The sequence below is a fragment of the Streptomyces scopuliridis genome, from assembly GCF_042790125.1.
Classification (GTDB): domain Bacteria; phylum Actinomycetota; class Actinomycetes; order Streptomycetales; family Streptomycetaceae; genus Streptomyces; species Streptomyces scopuliridis_A.
Genome location: NZ_JBHTZS010000004.1, coordinates 373394 through 391408 on the forward strand (window position 1 = coordinate 373394; position 18015 = coordinate 391408).

17 protein-coding genes are annotated in these 18015 nt (G+C 71.0%); 9 read left to right on the forward strand and 8 right to left on the reverse strand.

The features are described from left to right. The first annotated feature begins 15 nt into the window (after positions 1 to 15). The gene (locus ACFRKB_RS08495; RefSeq protein ID WP_383104342.1) at positions 16 to 1602 is read left to right on the forward strand and encodes an acyl-CoA mutase large subunit family protein; all 1587 of its coding nucleotides are present in this window, start codon (positions 16 to 18) and stop codon (positions 1600 to 1602) included. 59 nt (positions 1603 to 1661) lie between these two features. Beyond that, positions 1662 to 2318, forward strand: coding sequence for a leucine efflux protein LeuE (gene leuE, locus ACFRKB_RS08500; RefSeq protein WP_383104344.1), 657 nt, complete (start codon positions 1662 to 1664; stop codon positions 2316 to 2318). 55 nt (positions 2319 to 2373) lie between these two features. Here leuE and ACFRKB_RS08505 read toward each other — a convergent pair whose 3' ends face one another. After that, positions 2374 to 2727: a DUF4333 domain-containing protein gene (locus tag ACFRKB_RS08505; RefSeq protein ID WP_383104346.1), complete on the reverse strand. Its 354-nt coding sequence runs from the start codon at positions 2725 to 2727 to the stop codon at positions 2374 to 2376. Between the two features lie 257 nt (positions 2728 to 2984). Between ACFRKB_RS08505 and ACFRKB_RS08510 the strand changes: the two genes are divergently transcribed. From ACFRKB_RS08510 to ACFRKB_RS08525, 4 genes are all read left to right on the forward strand, one after another. Then, the gene (locus tag ACFRKB_RS08510; protein WP_383104347.1) at positions 2985 to 3389 is read left to right on the forward strand and encodes a hypothetical protein; all 405 of its coding nucleotides are present in this window, start codon (positions 2985 to 2987) and stop codon (positions 3387 to 3389) included. 11 nt (positions 3390 to 3400) lie between these two features. Then, a complete protein-coding gene (locus tag ACFRKB_RS08515) occupies positions 3401 to 4756 on the forward strand; it encodes a hypothetical protein (RefSeq protein WP_383104349.1) in 1356 nt (451 codons plus the stop codon). 44 nt (positions 4757 to 4800) lie between these two features. Beyond that, a complete protein-coding gene (locus ACFRKB_RS08520) occupies positions 4801 to 5298 on the forward strand; it encodes a hypothetical protein (protein ID WP_383104350.1) in 498 nt (165 codons plus the stop codon). Between the two features lie 104 nt (positions 5299 to 5402). Further along, positions 5403 to 5912 carry a hypothetical protein gene (locus tag ACFRKB_RS08525; protein WP_383104351.1) on the forward strand — a complete coding sequence of 170 codons (510 nt, stop codon included), beginning with the start codon at positions 5403 to 5405 and terminating at the stop codon, positions 5910 to 5912. A 72-nt stretch (positions 5913 to 5984) separates the two neighbouring features. On the opposite strand, the gene ACFRKB_RS08530 is transcribed toward ACFRKB_RS08525, so the two are convergent. The 5 genes from ACFRKB_RS08530 to ACFRKB_RS08550 form a co-directional block, all read right to left on the reverse strand. Next, on the reverse strand, positions 5985 to 6767 hold the full coding sequence (locus tag ACFRKB_RS08530; protein ID WP_383104353.1) for an ABC transporter permease: 783 nt from the start codon (positions 6765 to 6767) through the stop codon (positions 5985 to 5987). After that, positions 6764 to 7771 (reverse strand): ATP-binding cassette domain-containing protein, encoded by a 1008-nt coding sequence (locus ACFRKB_RS08535; protein WP_383104355.1) that lies wholly within the window; start codon positions 7769 to 7771, stop codon positions 6764 to 6766. The genes ACFRKB_RS08530 and ACFRKB_RS08535 overlap by 4 nt, the downstream gene beginning before the upstream one ends. A gap of 97 nt (positions 7772 to 7868) precedes the next feature. Then, positions 7869 to 8714: a DUF4097 family beta strand repeat-containing protein gene (locus ACFRKB_RS08540; protein ID WP_383104357.1), complete on the reverse strand. Its 846-nt coding sequence runs from the start codon at positions 8712 to 8714 to the stop codon at positions 7869 to 7871. A 105-nt stretch (positions 8715 to 8819) separates the two neighbouring features. Beyond that, entirely contained in the window at positions 8820 to 9359 is a 540-nt protein-coding gene (locus ACFRKB_RS08545) for a hypothetical protein (RefSeq protein ID WP_383104359.1), read from the reverse strand. Between the two features lie 156 nt (positions 9360 to 9515). Then, positions 9516 to 11024 (reverse strand): FAD-dependent oxidoreductase, encoded by a 1509-nt coding sequence (locus tag ACFRKB_RS08550; protein WP_383104360.1) that lies wholly within the window; start codon positions 11022 to 11024, stop codon positions 9516 to 9518. A 28-nt stretch (positions 11025 to 11052) separates the two neighbouring features. On the opposite strand from ACFRKB_RS08550, the gene ACFRKB_RS08555 reads away from it, so the two are divergent. The 3 genes from ACFRKB_RS08555 to ACFRKB_RS08565 all read left to right on the forward strand — a co-directional run bounded on the left by ACFRKB_RS08555 (position 11053) and on the right by ACFRKB_RS08565 (position 15519). Beyond that, positions 11053 to 11733 (forward strand): TetR/AcrR family transcriptional regulator C-terminal domain-containing protein, encoded by a 681-nt coding sequence (locus ACFRKB_RS08555; RefSeq protein WP_383104506.1) that lies wholly within the window; start codon positions 11053 to 11055, stop codon positions 11731 to 11733. 160 nt (positions 11734 to 11893) lie between these two features. Further along, the gene (locus ACFRKB_RS08560) at positions 11894 to 13393 is read left to right on the forward strand and encodes a hypothetical protein (RefSeq protein ID WP_383104362.1); all 1500 of its coding nucleotides are present in this window, start codon (positions 11894 to 11896) and stop codon (positions 13391 to 13393) included. A gap of 11 nt (positions 13394 to 13404) precedes the next feature. Next, positions 13405 to 15519 carry a polysaccharide pyruvyl transferase family protein gene (locus tag ACFRKB_RS08565; protein ID WP_463291726.1) on the forward strand — a complete coding sequence of 705 codons (2115 nt, stop codon included), beginning with the start codon at positions 13405 to 13407 and terminating at the stop codon, positions 15517 to 15519. A 76-nt stretch (positions 15520 to 15595) separates the two neighbouring features. On the opposite strand, the gene ACFRKB_RS08570 is transcribed toward ACFRKB_RS08565, so the two are convergent. Together ACFRKB_RS08570 and ACFRKB_RS08575 are read right to left on the reverse strand one after the other, a co-directional pair. Continuing rightward, positions 15596 to 16984 carry an alpha-2,8-polysialyltransferase family protein gene (locus ACFRKB_RS08570; protein WP_383104365.1) on the reverse strand — a complete coding sequence of 463 codons (1389 nt, stop codon included), beginning with the start codon at positions 16982 to 16984 and terminating at the stop codon, positions 15596 to 15598. Beyond that, on the reverse strand, positions 16984 to 17964 hold the full coding sequence (locus ACFRKB_RS08575; protein ID WP_365972440.1) for a glycosyltransferase family 2 protein: 981 nt from the start codon (positions 17962 to 17964) through the stop codon (positions 16984 to 16986). Before ACFRKB_RS08575 ends, ACFRKB_RS08570 begins: the two co-directional genes overlap by 1 nt. Positions 17965 to 18015: the final 51 nt, after the last annotated feature.

Consider the following 18015-nt stretch of genomic DNA (forward strand, 5'->3'; position numbering starts at 1 on the left):
CAGGGAGCAGAGCAGATGGCACGCGAACGGCTGACCGAGAGCGGTCTGCCCATCGAACCGGTCTACGGCCCCGGCGCGCTGGCGGGATGGGACCCCGCGGAGAAGCTGGGCGAGCCCGGCTCGTACCCCTTCACCCGCGGGGTCTACCCGTCGATGTACACGGGGAGGCCGTGGACGATGCGCCAGTACGCGGGCTTCGGCACCGCCGCCGAGTCCAACGCCCGCTACCGGCAGCTGATCGCCCACGGCACGACGGGCCTGTCCGTCGCCTTCGACCTGCCGACCCAGATGGGGTACGACAGCGACGCGCCGCTCGCGAGCGGCGAGGTCGGCAAGGTCGGGGTGGCGATCGACTCGGTCGACGACATGCGGGTGCTGTTCGACGGGATCCCGCTCGACCAGGTCTCCACGTCGATGACGATCAACGCACCGGCGGCGCTCCTGCTCCTGCTCTACCAGGTGGTGGCGGAGGAACAGGGCGCGCGGGGCGCCGCGCTGACCGGCACCGTCCAGAACGACGTGCTCAAGGAGTACATCGCCCGCGGCACGTATATCTTTCCGCCGAAGCCGTCGCTGCGGCTGACGGCGGACATCTTCCAGTACTGCCGCGCGCGGATGCCCAGGTGGAACACCATCTCGATCTCCGGCTACCACATGGCGGAGGCCGGGGCCACGCCCGCGCAGGAGATCGCGTTCACGCTGGCCAACGGGATCGAGTACGTACGGACGGCGGTCGCCGCCGGTATGGACGTCGACGACTTCGCGCCCCGGCTCTCCTTCTTCTTCGTCTCCCGTACGACGCTGCTCGAAGAGATCGCCAAGTTCCGTGCCGCGCGCCGTATCTGGGCCCGTGTCATGCGCGACGAGTTCGGCGCCCGTGACCCCAAGTCCCTGATGCTGCGCTTCCACACGCAGACCGCCGGCGTACAGCTGACCGCGCAGCAGCCCGAGGTCAACCTCGTACGGGTGACGGTCCAGGGGCTGGCGGCGGTGCTCGGCGGTACGCAGTCGCTGCACACCAACTCCTTCGACGAGGCCATCGCCCTGCCGACGGACCGATCGGCCCGGCTCGCGCTGCGTACGCAGCAGGTGCTGGCGTACGAGACGGATGTCACCGCCACCGTCGACCCCTTCGCCGGCTCGTACGCGATCGAGCGCATGACGGACGACGTGGAGGAGGCGGCGGTCGCGCTGATGACGCGGGTCGAGGAGATGGGCGGCGCGGTCGAGGCGATCGAGCGCGGCTTCCAGAAGAGCGAGATCGAGCGCAGCGCGTACGCCGTCACCCAGCAGACGGAGAGCGGGGAGCGGGTCGTCGTCGGCGTCAACCGCTTCACCATGGACGAGGAGGAACCGTACGAGCCGCTGCGCGTCGACCCGGCGATCGAGGCCCGGCAGGCGGCCCGGCTGGCGCGGCTGCGGTCGGAGCGGGACCGGGCCGCGGTGGAGGACGGGCTGGCGGAACTGCGGGAGGCGGCGGAGGGAACGGCGAATGTGCTGCCTCCGATGAAGACGGCGCTGGCGGCGCGGGCGACGGTGGGGGAGGTGTGCGACGCGCTGCGGGGGGTGTGGGGGACGTATGTACCGGCGGACGCGCGCTGACATTTCGCTGCTTCTGAACACACATGCGGGTCTTGGCTCGTATGTGCGACACTCCGGCCATGCTGGGTGTGACTGATATGCCGACCTATCTGGTGGGCCTCGTACTGATCGTTCTGCTGCCGGGACCGAACTCGCTCTATGTGCTCTCGGTCGCGGCCCGGCGCGGGATACGCGCGGGCTATTCCGCGGCGGCCGGTGTCTGGTGCGGCGACACCGTACTGATGGTGCTCTCGGCCGCCGGTGTCGCGTCGCTGCTCCAGGCCAATGAGCTGGCGTTCGGCATCGTGAAATTCGCCGGCGCCGGATATCTGACCTGGCTCGCGATCGGGATGATGCGCGCGGCCTGGTCGATGTGGCGCAGCCGGCACGAGCGCGCGGAGGAGGCGTCCACGTCGTCACCCGCGCCGGCGCCGGTCGAGCGGCCGTACCGCAGGGCGTTGGTGATCAGCCTGTTCAACCCGAAGGCGATCCTGTTCTTCATCTCCTTCTTCGTGCAGTTCGTCGACCCGGGCTACGCGCACCCCGCGCTGTCGTTCGTCCTGCTGGGGCTGCTCGCGAATGTGGCCAGCGCCCTCTATCTGTCGGCCCTGATCTTCGGCGGCACCCGCCTCGCCGCCGCCTTCCGCCGCCGCAAGCGCCTGTCGGCGGGGATGACGACGGCGGCGGGCGCGCTGTTCCTGGGCTTCGCGGTCAAGCTGTCACTGAGCAGCGCCTGAGGAGACTGAGCAGCGCCCGAGGACACTGAGCAGCGCCCGAGGGCGAGGGCGGCGGTCAGTTGGAGGCCGGGGAAGCCGTTTCGTCGGCCTTGATGTCGAAGTTGATCTCTTCTCCCTTGACCGAGGACACCGTGACCGTCACGCCCAAGGTGCTGCCGTCGTCCGCCGTGAGCGTGCACCGGGTGGTGGTGCCGACCTTGCCGGTGAGGTCCTCGGGGCAGGTGATCTTCGGCTCTGGCTGGCCCGTTGTGGCGGCGAGCTTTTCGGAGACTGTGGTCGCGAGCTTGTCCGCGGAGAGTTTCGGTGTGGACGTGCCGACGTCGACCGAGGCCGAGCAGCCGACGAGCAGCGCACTGGTGGCTATGGCCGAGAGGATCGACGTTGCTGCGGACAACCGCGTTGCGGTCATGGTGGACTCCGGTCTGGGGTCGTGGCGGGAACATGCGGGAAGCGGCAGGAAGCATACGTGCCAGGGATGACGCCTGCTCCCCGTCCCCCTGTCGCCCCATCAAACGTCCTTACTTGTGCATGATTTGTGTATGAGCCAATTTTCGCCGCAGGCGGGGCGTCTCGGCTCGGGAGCGGCAGGTAGGGTGCACGACGAGCTTCCGTGACGCGCATCTTTGGCGTGAAACGGATGAGGCGTGAAGGCAACGGGGGTTGCGCATGGGAACCGGAAACGGTGGCGAGCAGACACTCGCCAGCTCGGCGAGCGACAAGCAGCGCGCGGCGAAGTACATGGAAGAAGACATGCTGCCGGACACCCAGGCCGCCTCCCGCATGGGGCAGGGCGGCGGGGCGGTGCGGCCGCCGTTTCTCGCCCCCGCGGCCCCTGCGAGTCCCCTGATCAAGCAGGACACCGGGCTGAAAGGGCTCTCCGTCTGGGCCTTGGACCAGGGTGTCTCCGACGCCCTGACCGCCTGGAGCGGGCAGGCGAACCGGCTGATGGCGCGGTTGCAGCAGGAGTTGAACGGGCTGAACGGCGCGAAGAACACCTTCCAGAACCAGGACCTCGCCACCGGCGCGCAGGCGGACGCGGTGCGGCTCCCCAGCAGCTTCGACGGTATGTGAGGGGAGCGGCCATGACGCTGAACTATCAGGACGTGATGACGGCCGATCTGTCCCCGCTCACGGACGTGTCAGAGGCGTGGAAGAAGATGGGCGAGCGCTTCGGTGAGCTGAAGACCGACTACGAGACGAACGTGCAGAGCGTGCTCGGCAACGGGAACTGGCAGGGGCTCGCCTACAGCGCGCAGCAGCAGTACGCCTCGGCCACGGCCTTCGAGTACGGGGCGGCCAAAGCGGAGGCGCTGGCCATCGCCAGTCTTCTCACGGACGCGCACACCGAACTGACCCGCCTTCAGAAGGTCGCCAAGGACCTGGTCGAGGACGCGGAGAAGAAGGACTACAAGGTCGACAGCTCCGGCAAGGCGACCTACATCGGGTACGACAAGCTCTCCGAACAGGACAAGTACGCCCTCCACCACGACCCCGACTACCCCCGGCTGCTGTCCGACGCCCGTGAGAAGGCGCAGCAGTGGACCGATGACATAGCCAAGGCGGTCAAGGCGGTCGACGACGCCGACCAGAGCGTGAAGCGTGCGCTGTCCCGCGCGACGAGCGACGCTTCGATGGACGGTATCGGGATCGGCGGGTTCAACGCGAAGGCCGAGGGCGACCTGGCGAAGGCGGGGAAGCCGGAACCCAAGGTCGAGACGGAGGACGGCGGGTGGGTCGCCGAGGGCGAGGCCGACGCCACCGGCCCCGAGACCGGGGCATCGGCCACCGGGCCCGACGTCTCGTCCGGCAAGCTGGCCGAGGCCGAGGCGCATGCCGACCTCGGCCGCGCGACCGCGGAGGGCTCGCTCACCAACGGGCCGCTGAAGCTCGCCGGGGAGGCCGAGGCCTATGTGGGCGCCAAGGCATCCGCGGGCGGCGGCGTCACCAACGAGGGCATCAGGGGCGAGGCCGGCGCCTTCGCGGGCGCGGAAGCCTCGGCCAAGGGCACCGCGGACGCGGGACCCGTCGGGGTGTACGGTCGGGCGGAGGCCAAAGCGGGCGCCGAGGCCGGTGTCAACGCCGGGGTCGGCCTGGAAGGGTTCCAGGCGGGCGCGGAAGCGTTCGCCGGCGCGAAGGCCGGCGCCGGGGGCGGCGCCGACATCGGCGGCATCGGAGCGGGCGGTACGGTCGAGGGCTGGGCCGGCGTCGGAGCCGAGGCCGAGGCGACCTTCGGCAAGGGCGAAGACGGCAGGTGGCACATCGGCGCGAGGGCGGGCGCCGCCCTCGGGCTCGGCGGCGAGGTGGGCTTCGAAGTCACCGTCGATCCGGGGAAGATCGTCGACACGGCGAGCGACGCGGCCAGCGCCGTGGGCGATGCGGCCGGCGCCGTGGGCGATGCGGCCGGGGCGTTCGGCAACGCGATCGGCAGCCTGTTCTGATGCACACTTCCCGCAGACTCATGCCGTAGTGAGGAGGGCCAGAGATGCCCACGACCCTGCCCGTACCGATCGAGTTCGAACTGCCGGAAGGCTGGCGCGCCGCACCGCCGGACAAGGTCGGCGCACCGGGCGCGGCGTTCGTCGCGCTGCATCCGCGACCGGATGCCGGATTCACCGCGAACATCACGATCGACGGTGAGTACCGCCCGGACGCGGCGACGCTGCCCGAGATCGCCCACGAGTCCGTGGAGCGTCTGAGGCAGGCCACCACGTCGGTCGTGGTCGCCGGAAGCCGTGAGGTCGGCTCCGCGGACGCGCCCGGGTTCACACAGACGCTGGCCGTCTCGGCCGTCGTCAACGGCGTACCCCAGGAACTCGTCCAGTCCCAGGTGTATCTGTCCATGCTGGACGTCACGGATCCGCACAAGCGGGCGGTGATCCGGCTGGTTCTGACGGCCACCGTGTCCCAACACCCCTCCGTGGTGGAAGACTTCCAGGACTTCGTGCGCACCGTCCGCCCGGACACCGGCGTGGCCTCATAGCGCGTCGGACGGAAGCGGCGGATCGCGCGGCGGCAGACCTCGCACAGGCGGGCCCGCACCGGCAGACCTTGCACCGGCAAACCGACTCCTCATAGGTTGATCTCATGGGACTCTTCGACAAGCTGACCGGAACCAAGCGCCCCGCCGACGGTGTCGCCCCGCGATCCGCCGCCGAGGTCCACGCGGCTCTGCTCGGCCTCAACCGCCCTGACGTCCCGTACGTCATCCGGGACGGCCGCGAGGAGGGCGCCGACCTGGTGGCCGAGTGGCGCATCCTGGACCCGGCCTGGCAGACCTTCTTCGTCCGCACCCAGGTGAGCCGGGTGTTCCAGGTCCGTATGCGCCTGGTCGGGGAGAAGAACGAAGTCCGCTCCCTCGACCAGCAGTACGAGGTCACGTGGAACGGCGACACCCCCAGGCTGGCCGTCTCGGCGGAGGCCCAACGTGGCCAGGTGCAGACGGTCTCGAAGCGCTGGACGCTCGGCGGGCGCGAAGACGGCTCCGGAACGACCGAGACGTTCAGCTTCGACAGCTCCGACCTGAAGACCCCCTTGCAGGACACCGTCCTGGGCGCGGGGTGGACCTGGCGCGGAGTCATCACCGGCAAGCTCTGAGGCCGACGGGCGGGGTGCTCGCTCTCTCCCTTCCGGTGAGAGTGAGCACCCCGCCCTTCTGCGTTCCGGTGTTCAGCGCGTGGTGCCGCTGTTGAAGAGCGACCGCGACCAGAGGTAGCCGACGAGGGCGATCCCGGCGCACCAGGCCAGCGAGATCCAGCCGTTGCCGCCGATCTCCGAGCCGGAGAGCAGGCCGCGCAGTGTCTCGGTCATCGGCGTGAACGGCTGGTACTCGGCGAACCAGCGCAGGCCCGGCGACATCGACTCGGCCGGCACGAACGCCGAGCCGAGGAACGGCAGGAACTGGATCAGCAGCGGCTTGTTGCTCGCGGACTCGACGGTCTTGGAGATCAGTCCGAGCGCCACCGACAGCCAGGTCACCGCGAAGGCGATGGCCGCGAGGAGACCGGCCGCGGCCAGCCACTCCAGCGGGGTCGCCCCGGACCGGAAGCCGACGGCGAGCGCGACGCCCACGACCAGGACCATGCACAGCATCGTCTGGATGACGCTGCCGACGACATGCCCCGTCATGAACGACGAGCGCGTGATGGGCATGGTGCGGAAGCGGTTGATGATGCCCTCGGTCATGTCGGAGCAGACCGCGATCGAGGTCGACATCGAGCCGGCGGCCACCCCCATGATGATGATGCCGGGCGTCAGATAGTTCAGATACGCGTCCCGGCCGCCGCCCATCCCGGCGCCGATCGAGTCACCGAAGGCGTACACGAACAGCAGCAGCATCAGGATCGGCATCATGGCGCTGCCGAGCCCCACGGCCGGGTAGCGGATCGCGTGCTTCAGGTTGCGCCGCAGCATCGTCGTCGAGTCGTGCACGGCGTGGGCGAGGGTGCTCATCGCAGGGTCTCCTTCACATGGAGCGCGGTGTTGGTGCTGCCGTCGCCGGTCAGGGCGAGGAACACGTCGTCGAGGTCGGGGGTGTGCACGGAGAAGTCGGCGGCGCTGACACCGGCGGCGTCGAGCCGGTCGAACAGGGCGCGCAGCGCGTCGAGGCCGGCGTCGCCCGCGACGCGCAGGGCGAGTTCCTCGTCGTCGCGGGCCGCGCCGGGGAAGGCGGCGGCCGCGCGCTCGTACTCGGCGGGGTCGGTGAACCGCAGGCGTACATGGCTGCCGGGGATCTGCGCCTTGAGCTGGTCGGCGGTGCCCTCGGCGACGATCCGGCCGCCGTCGAGCACCGCGATCCGGTCCGCCAACTGGTCGGCCTCCTCCAGGTATTGCGTGGTGAGGAAGACGGTGACGCCGCCGGCGACCAGCGAACGCACGGTGTCCCACATGGTGCGGCGGCTGCGCGGGTCCAGTCCGGTCGTCGGCTCGTCGAGGAAGATCACCCGCGGGTCGCCGACCAGAGTCATGGCGAGGTCGAGCCGGCGCCGCATACCGCCGGAGAAGAACGCGGCGCGCTTGTGCGCGACATCCGCGATGTCGAACCGTTCCAGCAACTCCTTGGTCCGCTCGCGGCCTTCGCGCTTGCCGAGCCGCAGCAGGTCGGCCATGAGGAGCAGGTTCTCCTCCGCGGTGAGCAGGTCGTCGAGCGCGGCGAACTGCCCGGTGACGCCGATCGCGGCGCGTACCTCGTCCGGTGCTCTCGCGACGTCGTGCCCCGCGACCTGGGCCTGCCCGCCGTCGGCGGAGATGAGCGTGGACAGGATCTGCACGGTGGTGGTCTTGCCGGCGCCGTTCGGCCCGAGCAGCGCGAAGACGGTGCCGGTCGGGATCCGCAGATCGATGCCGTCGAGGACGGTCTTGTCGCCGTACGACTTGCGCAGATCGGCGGTGGAGACGGCGGCGGGCGGCTGCTGGCCGTTGGACTGCCTGGGCGTGGGCATGACAGAAGAAGGCATGGGGCCCTCCCATTCGAAGGCTTCGAAGGCGTGGTGAGCGGTGAAGTGAGGTGAAGTGAGCGGTGAAGTGGCGTTGCCGCTGAGGAGATCGGCCCGGTCAGGCTCGGGCGCGGCGGATGTCGATGTTGCCGTAGCGGGTACGGGCCCTGACCTCGACCGTGTCCTCGGATCCGGCCGGGCGCTCGGACGCGGTGAGCGCGTTGTGCACCTGGCCTGCGCCCGAGCTGATGTCGAGCCAGGCGGCGGTGCCCTCGCGGATGCCGATCTCGATGGCGCCGTAGGAGGTCTCCAACTGGACCTTGCCGCGGGCGACATCGTCGACGCGCAGGGTGCCGTGGGCGGTGGTGGCGGTGACCGAGCCCTCGGCGTGCTCGATGATGATGTCGCCGTTGGCGCCGCTCACGCGCAGATCGCCCAGGACATCGCTGATGGTGGTGGTGCCGTGCGAGTTCTTCAGGACGGCCGTGCCGTCGACGGTGCCGACGCGCAGGCTGCCGGAGCTGGTGGTGATCTCGGCGGCACCCTCGACGCGGTCCACGGTGATGCTGCCGTGGGACGCGGTCAGATGCAGCGGCCCGGTGGTGTCGAAGCGGGCGTCGCCGGACGTGGTCTTCACCCGGACCTCGCCGAGCCGGCCCTCGCCGTACACCTGGACCCAGGCGCCGGTCATGTCCACCCGCGAGCCCGTGGGCAGCTCGACCGTCACGTCGACGGTGCCGGTGCGCCCGACGAGATAGCGCTGCTTGGGCGTCCTGATGGTCAACAGGCCGTTCGCGTACCGCACTTCGGTCTGTTCGGTGGCCCGTACGTCCTGGTCCTTCTTCGGGTCGCGGGGCCGCACCTCGACGAGGGTGTCGAGCCGGTCGGCGGCGACGAACCGGATGGATCCGGCTTCCACATGGGCGGTGGCCGAGATCGTCGTGGGAGTGTCGAAAGAAGGCATGGCTGTCCCGTCCTCTTGGGTCTTCGTGGCGTCCCTGCTGGTGGGACGTGGTGTGAGTGACGTGCTGTGAGTGAAGTGGGGTGGGTGCGGCGCGGCGCGGCGCGGTCAGCGCACCCAGCCCGTGAAGCTCTGTCCGACGGTGCCGGCGGTGCGGGTGATGCGGGCCTTCTCCGGCGTACGTGACGGGGGGCCGCCGTCGACCGCGGCCGACACGGCTCGTACCAGCCACGCGTTGACCGACAGGCCCTCGCGGCTCGCGGCCTCCTCGGCGCGGGCCTTGAGATGGGCGGGCAGTCGCAGGTTGACGCGGGCGGTGCCGCCGTCGTCGCCGTCGGCGGGCGCCGGGGCCGGTGCCCTGAGCGGCTCGGTGGGCCCGCTCCTGTCCTCGTACGCCTCGTCGCCCGCCGGCCGCGTCACCACGAAGTCGGGGTCGAGCCCGCGCAGTCGTACGTCGACCGAGCCCGGGGCGAGTTCGCGGGTGATCTCGTCCATCGCGGCGGAGAGCACGTTGAGCATCGTCAGGCGGGTCGCCGACTCCAGGGGAGCGGTGAGCCGCTCGGCCAGCTCGCGGGCTTCTTCGCCGCCGGCTTCGGCGGCCACCGCGAGTTCGCGGCGGAGGTTGTCGACATACGGCGTGAGGTCCATAACGCCATAGTGGCACCACTATGGCGCCATGCGCAACCCCGGGTGGGGAGTGATGCTGGGGCGGGGCTTGTCTAGCGCGTCTGACCTGCGAAGATGTTCCGGTGCCGAGTTGTGTCAATGTGGTGCCACGTGGAGGGCTCGGTCGCTCTGGTGCCGCTAGTGGTGCCACGTGGTGCCACTATGGCCCACTCCCCGCAGCCATTCCTCCAGGCCCGTCGCGTCGTCGCCCGCCCACCCCACGTAGCCGTCCGGGCGGACCAGGAACAGGCCCGTGCCGTACGGGGCGTACGCGTCCAGCTTCCGGATCCGGACCAGTTCCGGGTCCAGCGGCGGGAGTTCGGGGTCCGTGTCCACCGCGAGCAGGGTGAAGTGCGGGCCGCGCAGGGTGTCGAAGAGGGTCGTGCCGTCGGGCAGGGGGCCGTCGGGGGCGCGGTCGCCGGAGCGCAGGGCGCCCGCCGCGCCGGTGGACAGCGGGCCTTCGCGGTAGCCGAGGCCCAGTTGACGGGTGGCCGCGCCACGGCGCTCTTCGCCGCGGTGGATGCGGGTCGACAGGCCGAGCATGTCGGCGGCCACCGGCCGGCGCTCCTGTTCGTATGTGCCGAGCAGCGCGGCCGGGGCGCCGTGGCGGAGCACCTGACCGAGCTTCCAGCCCAGGTTGTAGGCGTCCTGGACGCTGGTGTTCAGGCCCTGGCCGCCCGCGGGGGAGTGGAGGTGGGCCGCGTCGCCCGCGAGGAAGACCCGGCCGTCCTGGAAGCGGTCGGCCAGCGCCGCGCGCGGACGGAAGTCCGAGGACCACGGCACGTCGGTGACCTCGGACGCGGCGAGATGCGTGCGGGCGGCGATCAGCGCGCGTACGCCCGCCGCCGAGGTGTCGGGCGCGGAGCCGTCCTCGAACCGGGCGGTCAGCTGGAAGTCGGCCGTGCCGGGCAGCGGGCACAGCGTCAGGAACGAGCCGTCCTCGGCCGGGAACATATGCCAGTTCAGCCGGTCCAGCGCGGGGATCCGGACGTCCGCGACCAGCATCGGCGCCGGGTCGACGGTCTCGCCGGTCATGGAGATGCCGAGGAGGCCCCGTACGGTGCCGCGGCCCCCGTCGGCGGCCACGGCGTACCGCGCGCGGACGGTCCGGGGGTGGACGGTCCGGGGGTGGACGGTCCGGGCCGCTGTCGTGCCGGCCTGCCCGATCCCGGTCGACAGCTCCGCCGTCACCCCGTCCGCGTCCTGTGCGAGCCCGGTCAGCGCGGTCCCGAAGGTGACGCCGCCGCCCAGCTCCCGCAGGCGCGCGTGCAGGATCTCCTGCGTGCGCCACTGTGGCACCAGCCACGGGCCCGTGTACGGCTCCGCCGCCGTCGGCCGCGTCTCCTCGAACATCCGGTGCTCGCCCCGCCGTTCGCCGTCCAGCCAGACCATGCCGACGGGCGCGGGCCCGCCGTACGCGAGCATCTGCCGCACCACGCCCAGATCGTCCAGCACCTCCAGCGTGCGCGGCTGGACGCCCTTGCCCCGCGATCCGGGGAAGAGTCGTGGCTCCCGCTCCACGACCTGTACGGAGACGCCGCGCCGCCGCAGGTCGCACGCGAGGGCGAGCCCGGTCGGGCCGGCGCCGACGATCAGTACGTCGGCCACCGCACCGGCGGCGGGCTCCTTAACGCTGTTAAGTCCCATGAGGCGAGCGTGCGCTTAACGCTGTTAGATTGTCAAGGTGGCTACGACACGACTGGACCGCGCGCTGGTCGCCCGCACCGCGCTGCGGCTGCTGAACGAGGTGGGCCTCGAAGGGCTGACCCTGCGCGCCATCGCCGCGGAACTCGACGTCAAGGCGCCCGCCCTCTACTGGCACTTCAAGGACAAGCAGGCGCTGCTGGACGAGATGGCGACCGAGATGTTCCGGCGGATGGCGGCCGATCTGCCCGCGATCTCCGCCCCCGACTGGCGGGACGGGCTCACCGCGGCGATGCGCGGGCTGCGCGGCCATCTGCTGCGGTACCGCGACGGCGCCAAGGTCTACAGCGGTACGCACTTCACGGACACCGGCTACGCGGCCACCATGGACGCCCAGCTGCGCGGACTCACGGAGTCCGGATTCACCCCGCGGACGGCGGCGCGGGCCTGGTTCACCGCGTACAGCTACACGATCGGTTACGTCATCGAGGAACAGACGATGGGCCCCGCCCCGGCGAAGGACACCGGCACGGGGGCGGGGACGGGGACGGAGGGGATCGACCTCGCCGCCCGCGCCGAACGGCTGGCCGCGTACCCGCTGGCCGCCGGCGCGGGCGAGGAGATCTTCGGCAACCACGAGGCGGGCTTCGAAAGCGGCCTCGCGGCGATCGTGGCAGGCATCGCCATGACGATGCTGCCGTCCGAGGGCTAGAGGGGGGTGCCGGCAAGAGTGCCGGCGCCTACCAGCTCCCGGTGTCCGAAGCGTTTCGTTCCTCTTACCGATGGTGTGAGTTCACCTCCGGGGCGGAGAGATTTCCTACCCTGTCACCCACTCACCATCTGTCCGTGGGGCAGTAGACGCCAGGAGCAGCATGACGAAGGCCCGCAGACTGTGGCCGAGATGGCTCGGCGGCAAGAACGCCGAGAGCGGAACGAGGGGTAACGCCGGCCGCGCCGCCACCGCGCCACCAGCTGCTTCGAAAGAACTGGGGGAGTGTCTGCGCGCGTGCGCGCGGCACAGCGACCGGCTCGCGGCCGCCGGTGCCGACAACGACCGCAAACGCACCGAGCTGGCCGCCAAGCTGCGCCGCCTCCAGACCGTCCACGCCACGGCCGACCCCACCGAGGCGGCCTCCGACGAGCTGTTCGACGCACTGCTCGCCGCCGGAACCGCCGCCCTGGAGTGCGGCAACGGCGGCAACGGCGGCGACGGCGAGCCGGCGCTCGCCCTCCTCATCAGCGCCACCGTCCTGGCCGAGCGCGGAAGCTCCCGCGCCGGCTGGCGGCTGCGGGCCAGGGTGCTGGAGGCCGCCGGTGACGAGATCGCGGCCGTCGCGGCGTACGAGCGCTATCTCGCGCTCACCGACGACGACTGGTACGGCGTCGCCCCCCGCCTCGCCGGGCTGCGGATCGCCGCGCGGCAGCAGGAGGACATGCTCCGGCTGCTCGCCCATGAGTGCCCCCGCGCCGAGGAGTTCGCCGCCGCCCCCGCCTCCGCCTCCGAGGTACGGGACGTCTGGGACGAGGGCGTACGGCTGCACGGCGAGGGCGACCACGCGCGGGCCGAGCCGCGCCTCGTCGGCGCGCTGCTGGCCATGGGCCGCGACCGCCACCCGGTCGGGGAGCTCCAGAACGCCGTCGGCCAGTACCTCGACCTGCGTATCGCCGCCGCCGACGGCGACGCCTCGCGGCTGCGCGAACTCATCGGCCACTACGCGGAACAGCGCAGGAACCGGATGCGGCCGCCGCTCACCGATCCCACCCTCGGCGGCGCCGACTGGATCGGCGTCGGGGAGCTGCGCAATCTGATCGCGGGCAAGTCCGTCTGTCTGGTGGCCAACTCCGAGAGCCTCGGGCGCGGTTCGCTGGGGCCGGAGATCGACGCGTACGACCTGGTCGTACGGTTCAGCTCGTACCGTATCGACGCGCCGGCCACCGGTACGCGCACCGACCTCCACGCCACCGCCCACGAGCACGGCTTCAACTGGGACCGGCCGGTGACCACGCGGATGGTGTTCGGCGGGTCCGCGGAGAAGTGGGGCTACTCGCTGCGCGAGCGGCTGGTGCCCGGCGCCCAGCGGTATGTGACCGACGAGTCGGTGCGCTGGCCGCTGCGGCATCTCGGCGGGGTCGACTGGGACGCCTGGCCGTCCGTCCCGACCAGCGGGTTCAACACCCTGTGGCTCCTTGATTTCCTGGATGTCACCCCGGCGCTCGATCTGTTCGGCTTCGACTTCTACGAGAGCGGCGTCCACCGACTGCCCGGAGCGATGCGCGTCCCCGTCACCTCCGAGCGCGAGCGGGCGAGCGAGAAGGCATGGGTCATGGAACGCGCCCAGAGCGTCAACGACATGAGGATTTCCCTGAGATGACCCCGAGCCCCATGACTCCGAGCCCCATGCTCACGAGCCCCATGACCGCGCAGTCCCTCACCGGCAAGCGCCGTATCGCCTTCGCCGCGCTCGTCGGGGACGACGACGTGCCCGGCCTCCTGACGCTGCTGCGCAGTCTCGCCCTGTCCAACCCGGACCTGTGCGAGGACTTCATCGTCCTGCACGACGGTCCCGGTCTGCCGCCCGGCTCCGTCGCCCGTATCCACGCGCTCCACCCGCGCGTCGAGCTGCGCCCGGCCGAGACCGGTTCGCGCGGCGATGTGTTCCGAATGATCCGTGCCGGCGACTACGACACCGTGATCGTCCTCGACCCGCGTACGGTCGTACAGGGCGATCTCGGCGCGCTCCTGCGGCTGCGCGAGGGCGTGGTCGCCTTCACGCCGGGCGACACCCTCGTCATCCAGCGGGACCACTCGGCGACGGAACCGGAACCCGGCGGCGAGGCGCCGGTCAGCGACTCCGAGGACGACCGGAGCCCCTACGAACTCTCCGACGCCGAGCTGCACGCCGCGTATCTCGCGCTCAACGGCACCACCCACCACGATCTGATCGTGCACTACGGGACCCCGCACGTCGCCCGCACCGGGGACGTCGAGAGCGCCCGCCGCGTCGCGCTCGCCCATATCGGCGCGGGCGAGTTCCAGGAGGCCGCCGACCTGCTGGGATCGGTCCGCATCCCGGTGAACGAAGCCTGGCCGCACGAGGTGTACGGGCACGCTCTGATGAGCCTGTCCCGCTACGAGGAGGCCGAGGCCCAGCTGCTGCTGGCCACCGCCGCCCCCAAGCGCGCCGCCACCGCCTTCGCCCGGCTGGCCCAGATCGCCTGGATCCACGGCGACGACACCACGGCCCAGCGCCACGCCATGAACGGCCTCTCCGCCGACCCCACGCACCGGGGCGCGCGGCAGATGCAGCGCCGTACGACGAGCGCGCCCGGCGGGGCGCCGGGCCCGCGCGAGGGCGCGGCGGAGGACCAGCTCGCGCATGTCGCGTACTACATGCCGCAGCAGGGCAACGCCGGGGACAAGCTGCTGCCCGAGTCCGTACGGCTGACCTTCGGCCCCGACACCGGGCCCCGCCGCTGGCACTCGATCCACGCCCACCGGCTCTTCGACGAGGCCGCGCTGGAGCGGGTCAACGCCCGGCGCGGGCTGGTGATCGGGGGCGGCGGGCTGTTCATCCCGGACACCGCGCCCAACGGCAACAGCGCCTGGCAGTGGAACGTCCCCGACGCGCTGCTGGACCGGATCGACGTGCCCGTGATGGTGTACGCGGTCGGTTTCAACGCCTTCGACGGACAGTCCTACCGGCGCGAGCGCTTCCACGCGAGCCTGCGCAGGCTCGTCGAGAAGTCGGCCTTCTTCGGACTGCGCAACCACGGCTCGATCGAGAAGGTCCGCGCGCTGCTCCCCGCCGAACTGCACGAGAAGGTGCGCTTCCAGCCCTGCCCGACCACCGTCACCCGGCAGCTGGTCGAGGGCTGGACCGACCCCGCCCACCGGGAGAACACCGTCCTGATCAACGCCGCGTACGACCGGGCCGGGCTGCGCTTCGGCCATGACTACGGGCACTTCCTCGCCGAACTGGCCAAGGCGATAAGGGTGTTGGGCGGCCACGCCGAGGTGAAGTGCGTGGCGCACTCGCTGGACGACGAGCGGATCGCCTTCGATCTGCGGCGCGAGCACGGCATCTCGCTGCCGGTGATCCCGATGTACGACTCCGGGAACGACGAGATCCGGGACGTCTACGCCCGTACGAAGCTGGTCATCGGGATGCGCGGGCACGCGGGAATGATCCCGTTCGGCTGTGGGACGCCGGTCATCAGCCTGATCTCGCACCCGAAGATGGCGTACTTCCTGGCCGACATCGAGCGCCCGGAGTGGGGCGTCTCCGTCCATGACAAGAACCTCGGGGCGGTCCTGACGGAACGGGCGCTCGGGCTGCTGGACGATCACGCCGCGTCCGTCGCCGACGTACACGGCAGGCAGCGGGAGCTGTGGAAGATCACCCAGGCGAACGCGGCGGAGCTGCGGTCGATCCTGGGGACCACCACGGGGACCTCCGGGACCAGCACGGAGACCCCGGCCGGCAGTCCGGCCGGCTGAGCCGGTCGTACGGTTCGGCCCTCGCCGGACGGGCGGCACGTATTCTGCCCGTCCGGCGACCAGGGGCCGCGCGGTCCTACCGCAGCACCGCCCGCCGCAGCTTCCGCGCCCGGCGCACCATGCGTCGCGCCGTCGCGTTGCGCGGGATACGGGCCAGCTGCGCCGGGACCGCGCCGGGCAGCGCCAGCGCCGTGAGCCGGCGCCGCTTGAAGTAGCGCCAGGTGTGCGCGTCGAGATGCTCCGAGAGGTACTTCTCGGCCGTGGGCCGCAGCCCCGGGTAGATCTGGTGCTGCATCGCGTAGCCGACGGTCGCGACCAGCTCCGCGATCAGCGGGTCCGGCCGGTGCGCGTCGGCGTCGCCGCCGTTGGCGTCACCGTCGCCGTCGTCCAGTGACGGCAGCAGCGCGTCCACGATCGTCACCGGCACGCGGTTGCTGTTCTGGTACGGGGCGAGCCGCTCCAGCAGCAGTTCCGTGCCCGTGTGCGCCACCGGAATGCCGTAGAACGCGGACGCCGTGAACAGCGCCGTCGAGAAGCAGCCGACCACCAGCGCCGGCTTCAGCCGCCGGTAGAGCACCTCGGCGAGCACCGGGCTGTCCAGGATGGTCAGGTCGGCGCCGAGCTTCTTCGCCTCCTGCTCCAGCCGCCGCGACCAGGCGGCCGGCGCCGTGGGATGCGGCTTGAACACCACCTGGGTGTGGCCCTTGGCGACCGCGCCCCGCACCATCCTGATGTGCAGCTCCTCCTCCTCGCGCTCGGTGAGGATCCCGAGCGCGGAGAGGTACTGGCCGAGGAGCAGCGCCGGGGGCTCCGACGGCGTGTCGAAGTTCCGCTCGGCGTCGGTGAGTTCGTCCAGTACGCGCAGGAACGCGTCCGTCGGCACCAGCTCGGGGGCGACGCCGAACTCGGTGAGGAGCAGCGGCTTGAGCCCCGGCACGAGATCGAGATGCAGCAGTCTGCGCACCCGCTCGCCGACCAGCGGCTCTATCTTCGAGCGGGTGGGCCCGTAGCTCATCAGCCCGTCCGCGTACACCTCGACCGGCGCGCCCGTGAAGATCTGCGCGATCGCGAGCGCCGGGTTGACCTGGATCGACTCGACGACCAGCCGCACGTCGTCGTCTCCGAGCCGCCAGGCCAGCCGCAGATGACGCTCCCAGAGAGGGATGTCGTCGGCGCGCGGGGACCAGCTGCCCGGGTGGAACGGCGCGATCGTCTCGTTCCACGACACGAGGTCGTCGAACCGGTCGCGCAGCTGCTCGAAGCCCGGCATCTCGTCGACCGAGGGCGTCAGCTCGGGCGAGCCCGCGTTGTTGCAGACGACCAGCAGCCGGCGGCCGGCCGCGGGGAAGAGCCCGGCGTCGATCGCGGCGGCCAGGGTGGCGGCTCCGTAGAGCGTGGAGGCGCAGAAGACCTGCGTCGTACGCCCACCCGCGGACGCACTCGGAAAGAGGGACGACGACGCCATCACGCTGCCGCCTTCCCGGCGGACGAGGGCCGCCTTCGCAGGCGGCGCAGCCGGGCCGAGCGGTCCAGGTCCATCGAATCCAGCGCTTCCTTCAAGACGTCCTGAGGCAGTCGTTTCAGAGCGGCGGCGCTCATCGCGCGCAATTGCCGCGCCACGGCCGGTTCGAATCGCTCTTTCGACGCCAGATGGTGGGAAATGATCGCGCAGTAGGTGCGCACGGCCTTCAGCAGAAAACGGTCCGCTTCCGCGTCTTTCGCGGTCTCCTCGATGACCTGGTCGAAGGCGCGGATGAAATCGAGCTGCCGAACGTCGCCGATCTGGGTGAGCGACGAGGCGACCCCGCGCCGGTAGAAGATCCCGAGCAGTCCGATCACGGCGAAGGACTCCGCCTCGCGGTGCAGCCGCCAGATCCAGGGCCGGTCCTCGGCGGTCCGCAGCCCGTCCGTGAAGTGCACCAGGCCGCGGTCGACGAGCCGGCGGTGGTACATGCCCGCCCAGGCGTACGGATAGTCGACCGAGGTCGAGCGGTCGGCGGGCAGGATCGCGTCCCTGGGCGACAGCACCTCGTCGCGCCGGCCGACCGGGACGCGGTGGATCGTCCGGGCCCTGGCCGTGAACTGCACGTGGTCGGTACGGACGAAATCGCAGCCCAGCGCCTCCATGGAGGCGAGCAGCCGCTCGTAGTAGCCCGGCGCCACCCAGTCGTCGCCGTCGAGGAAGGTGACGTACTCCCCGTCCGCGGCGTCCAGGCCGGTGTTGCGGGCGGTGGCCAGCCCTCCGTTCTGTTCATGTCTGAGGAGGACCGCCCCCGGAAGGTCGCGCGCCGCCTGTTCGAGGATCTCCGGGGTCCCGTCGGTCGAACAGTCGTCGACAAGAAGGAACTGGAAGTCCTCGCGGCTGTTCGCGCGCAGGCTTCTAAGGGTTTCGAGGGCGTATGTCTGCACGTTGTAGAACGGCACGACAACAGAGAGCTTGACCACCTGCGTGACGCTAGGCGGCGGCACGTCATGCAGCCTGACATCCGGGCACAT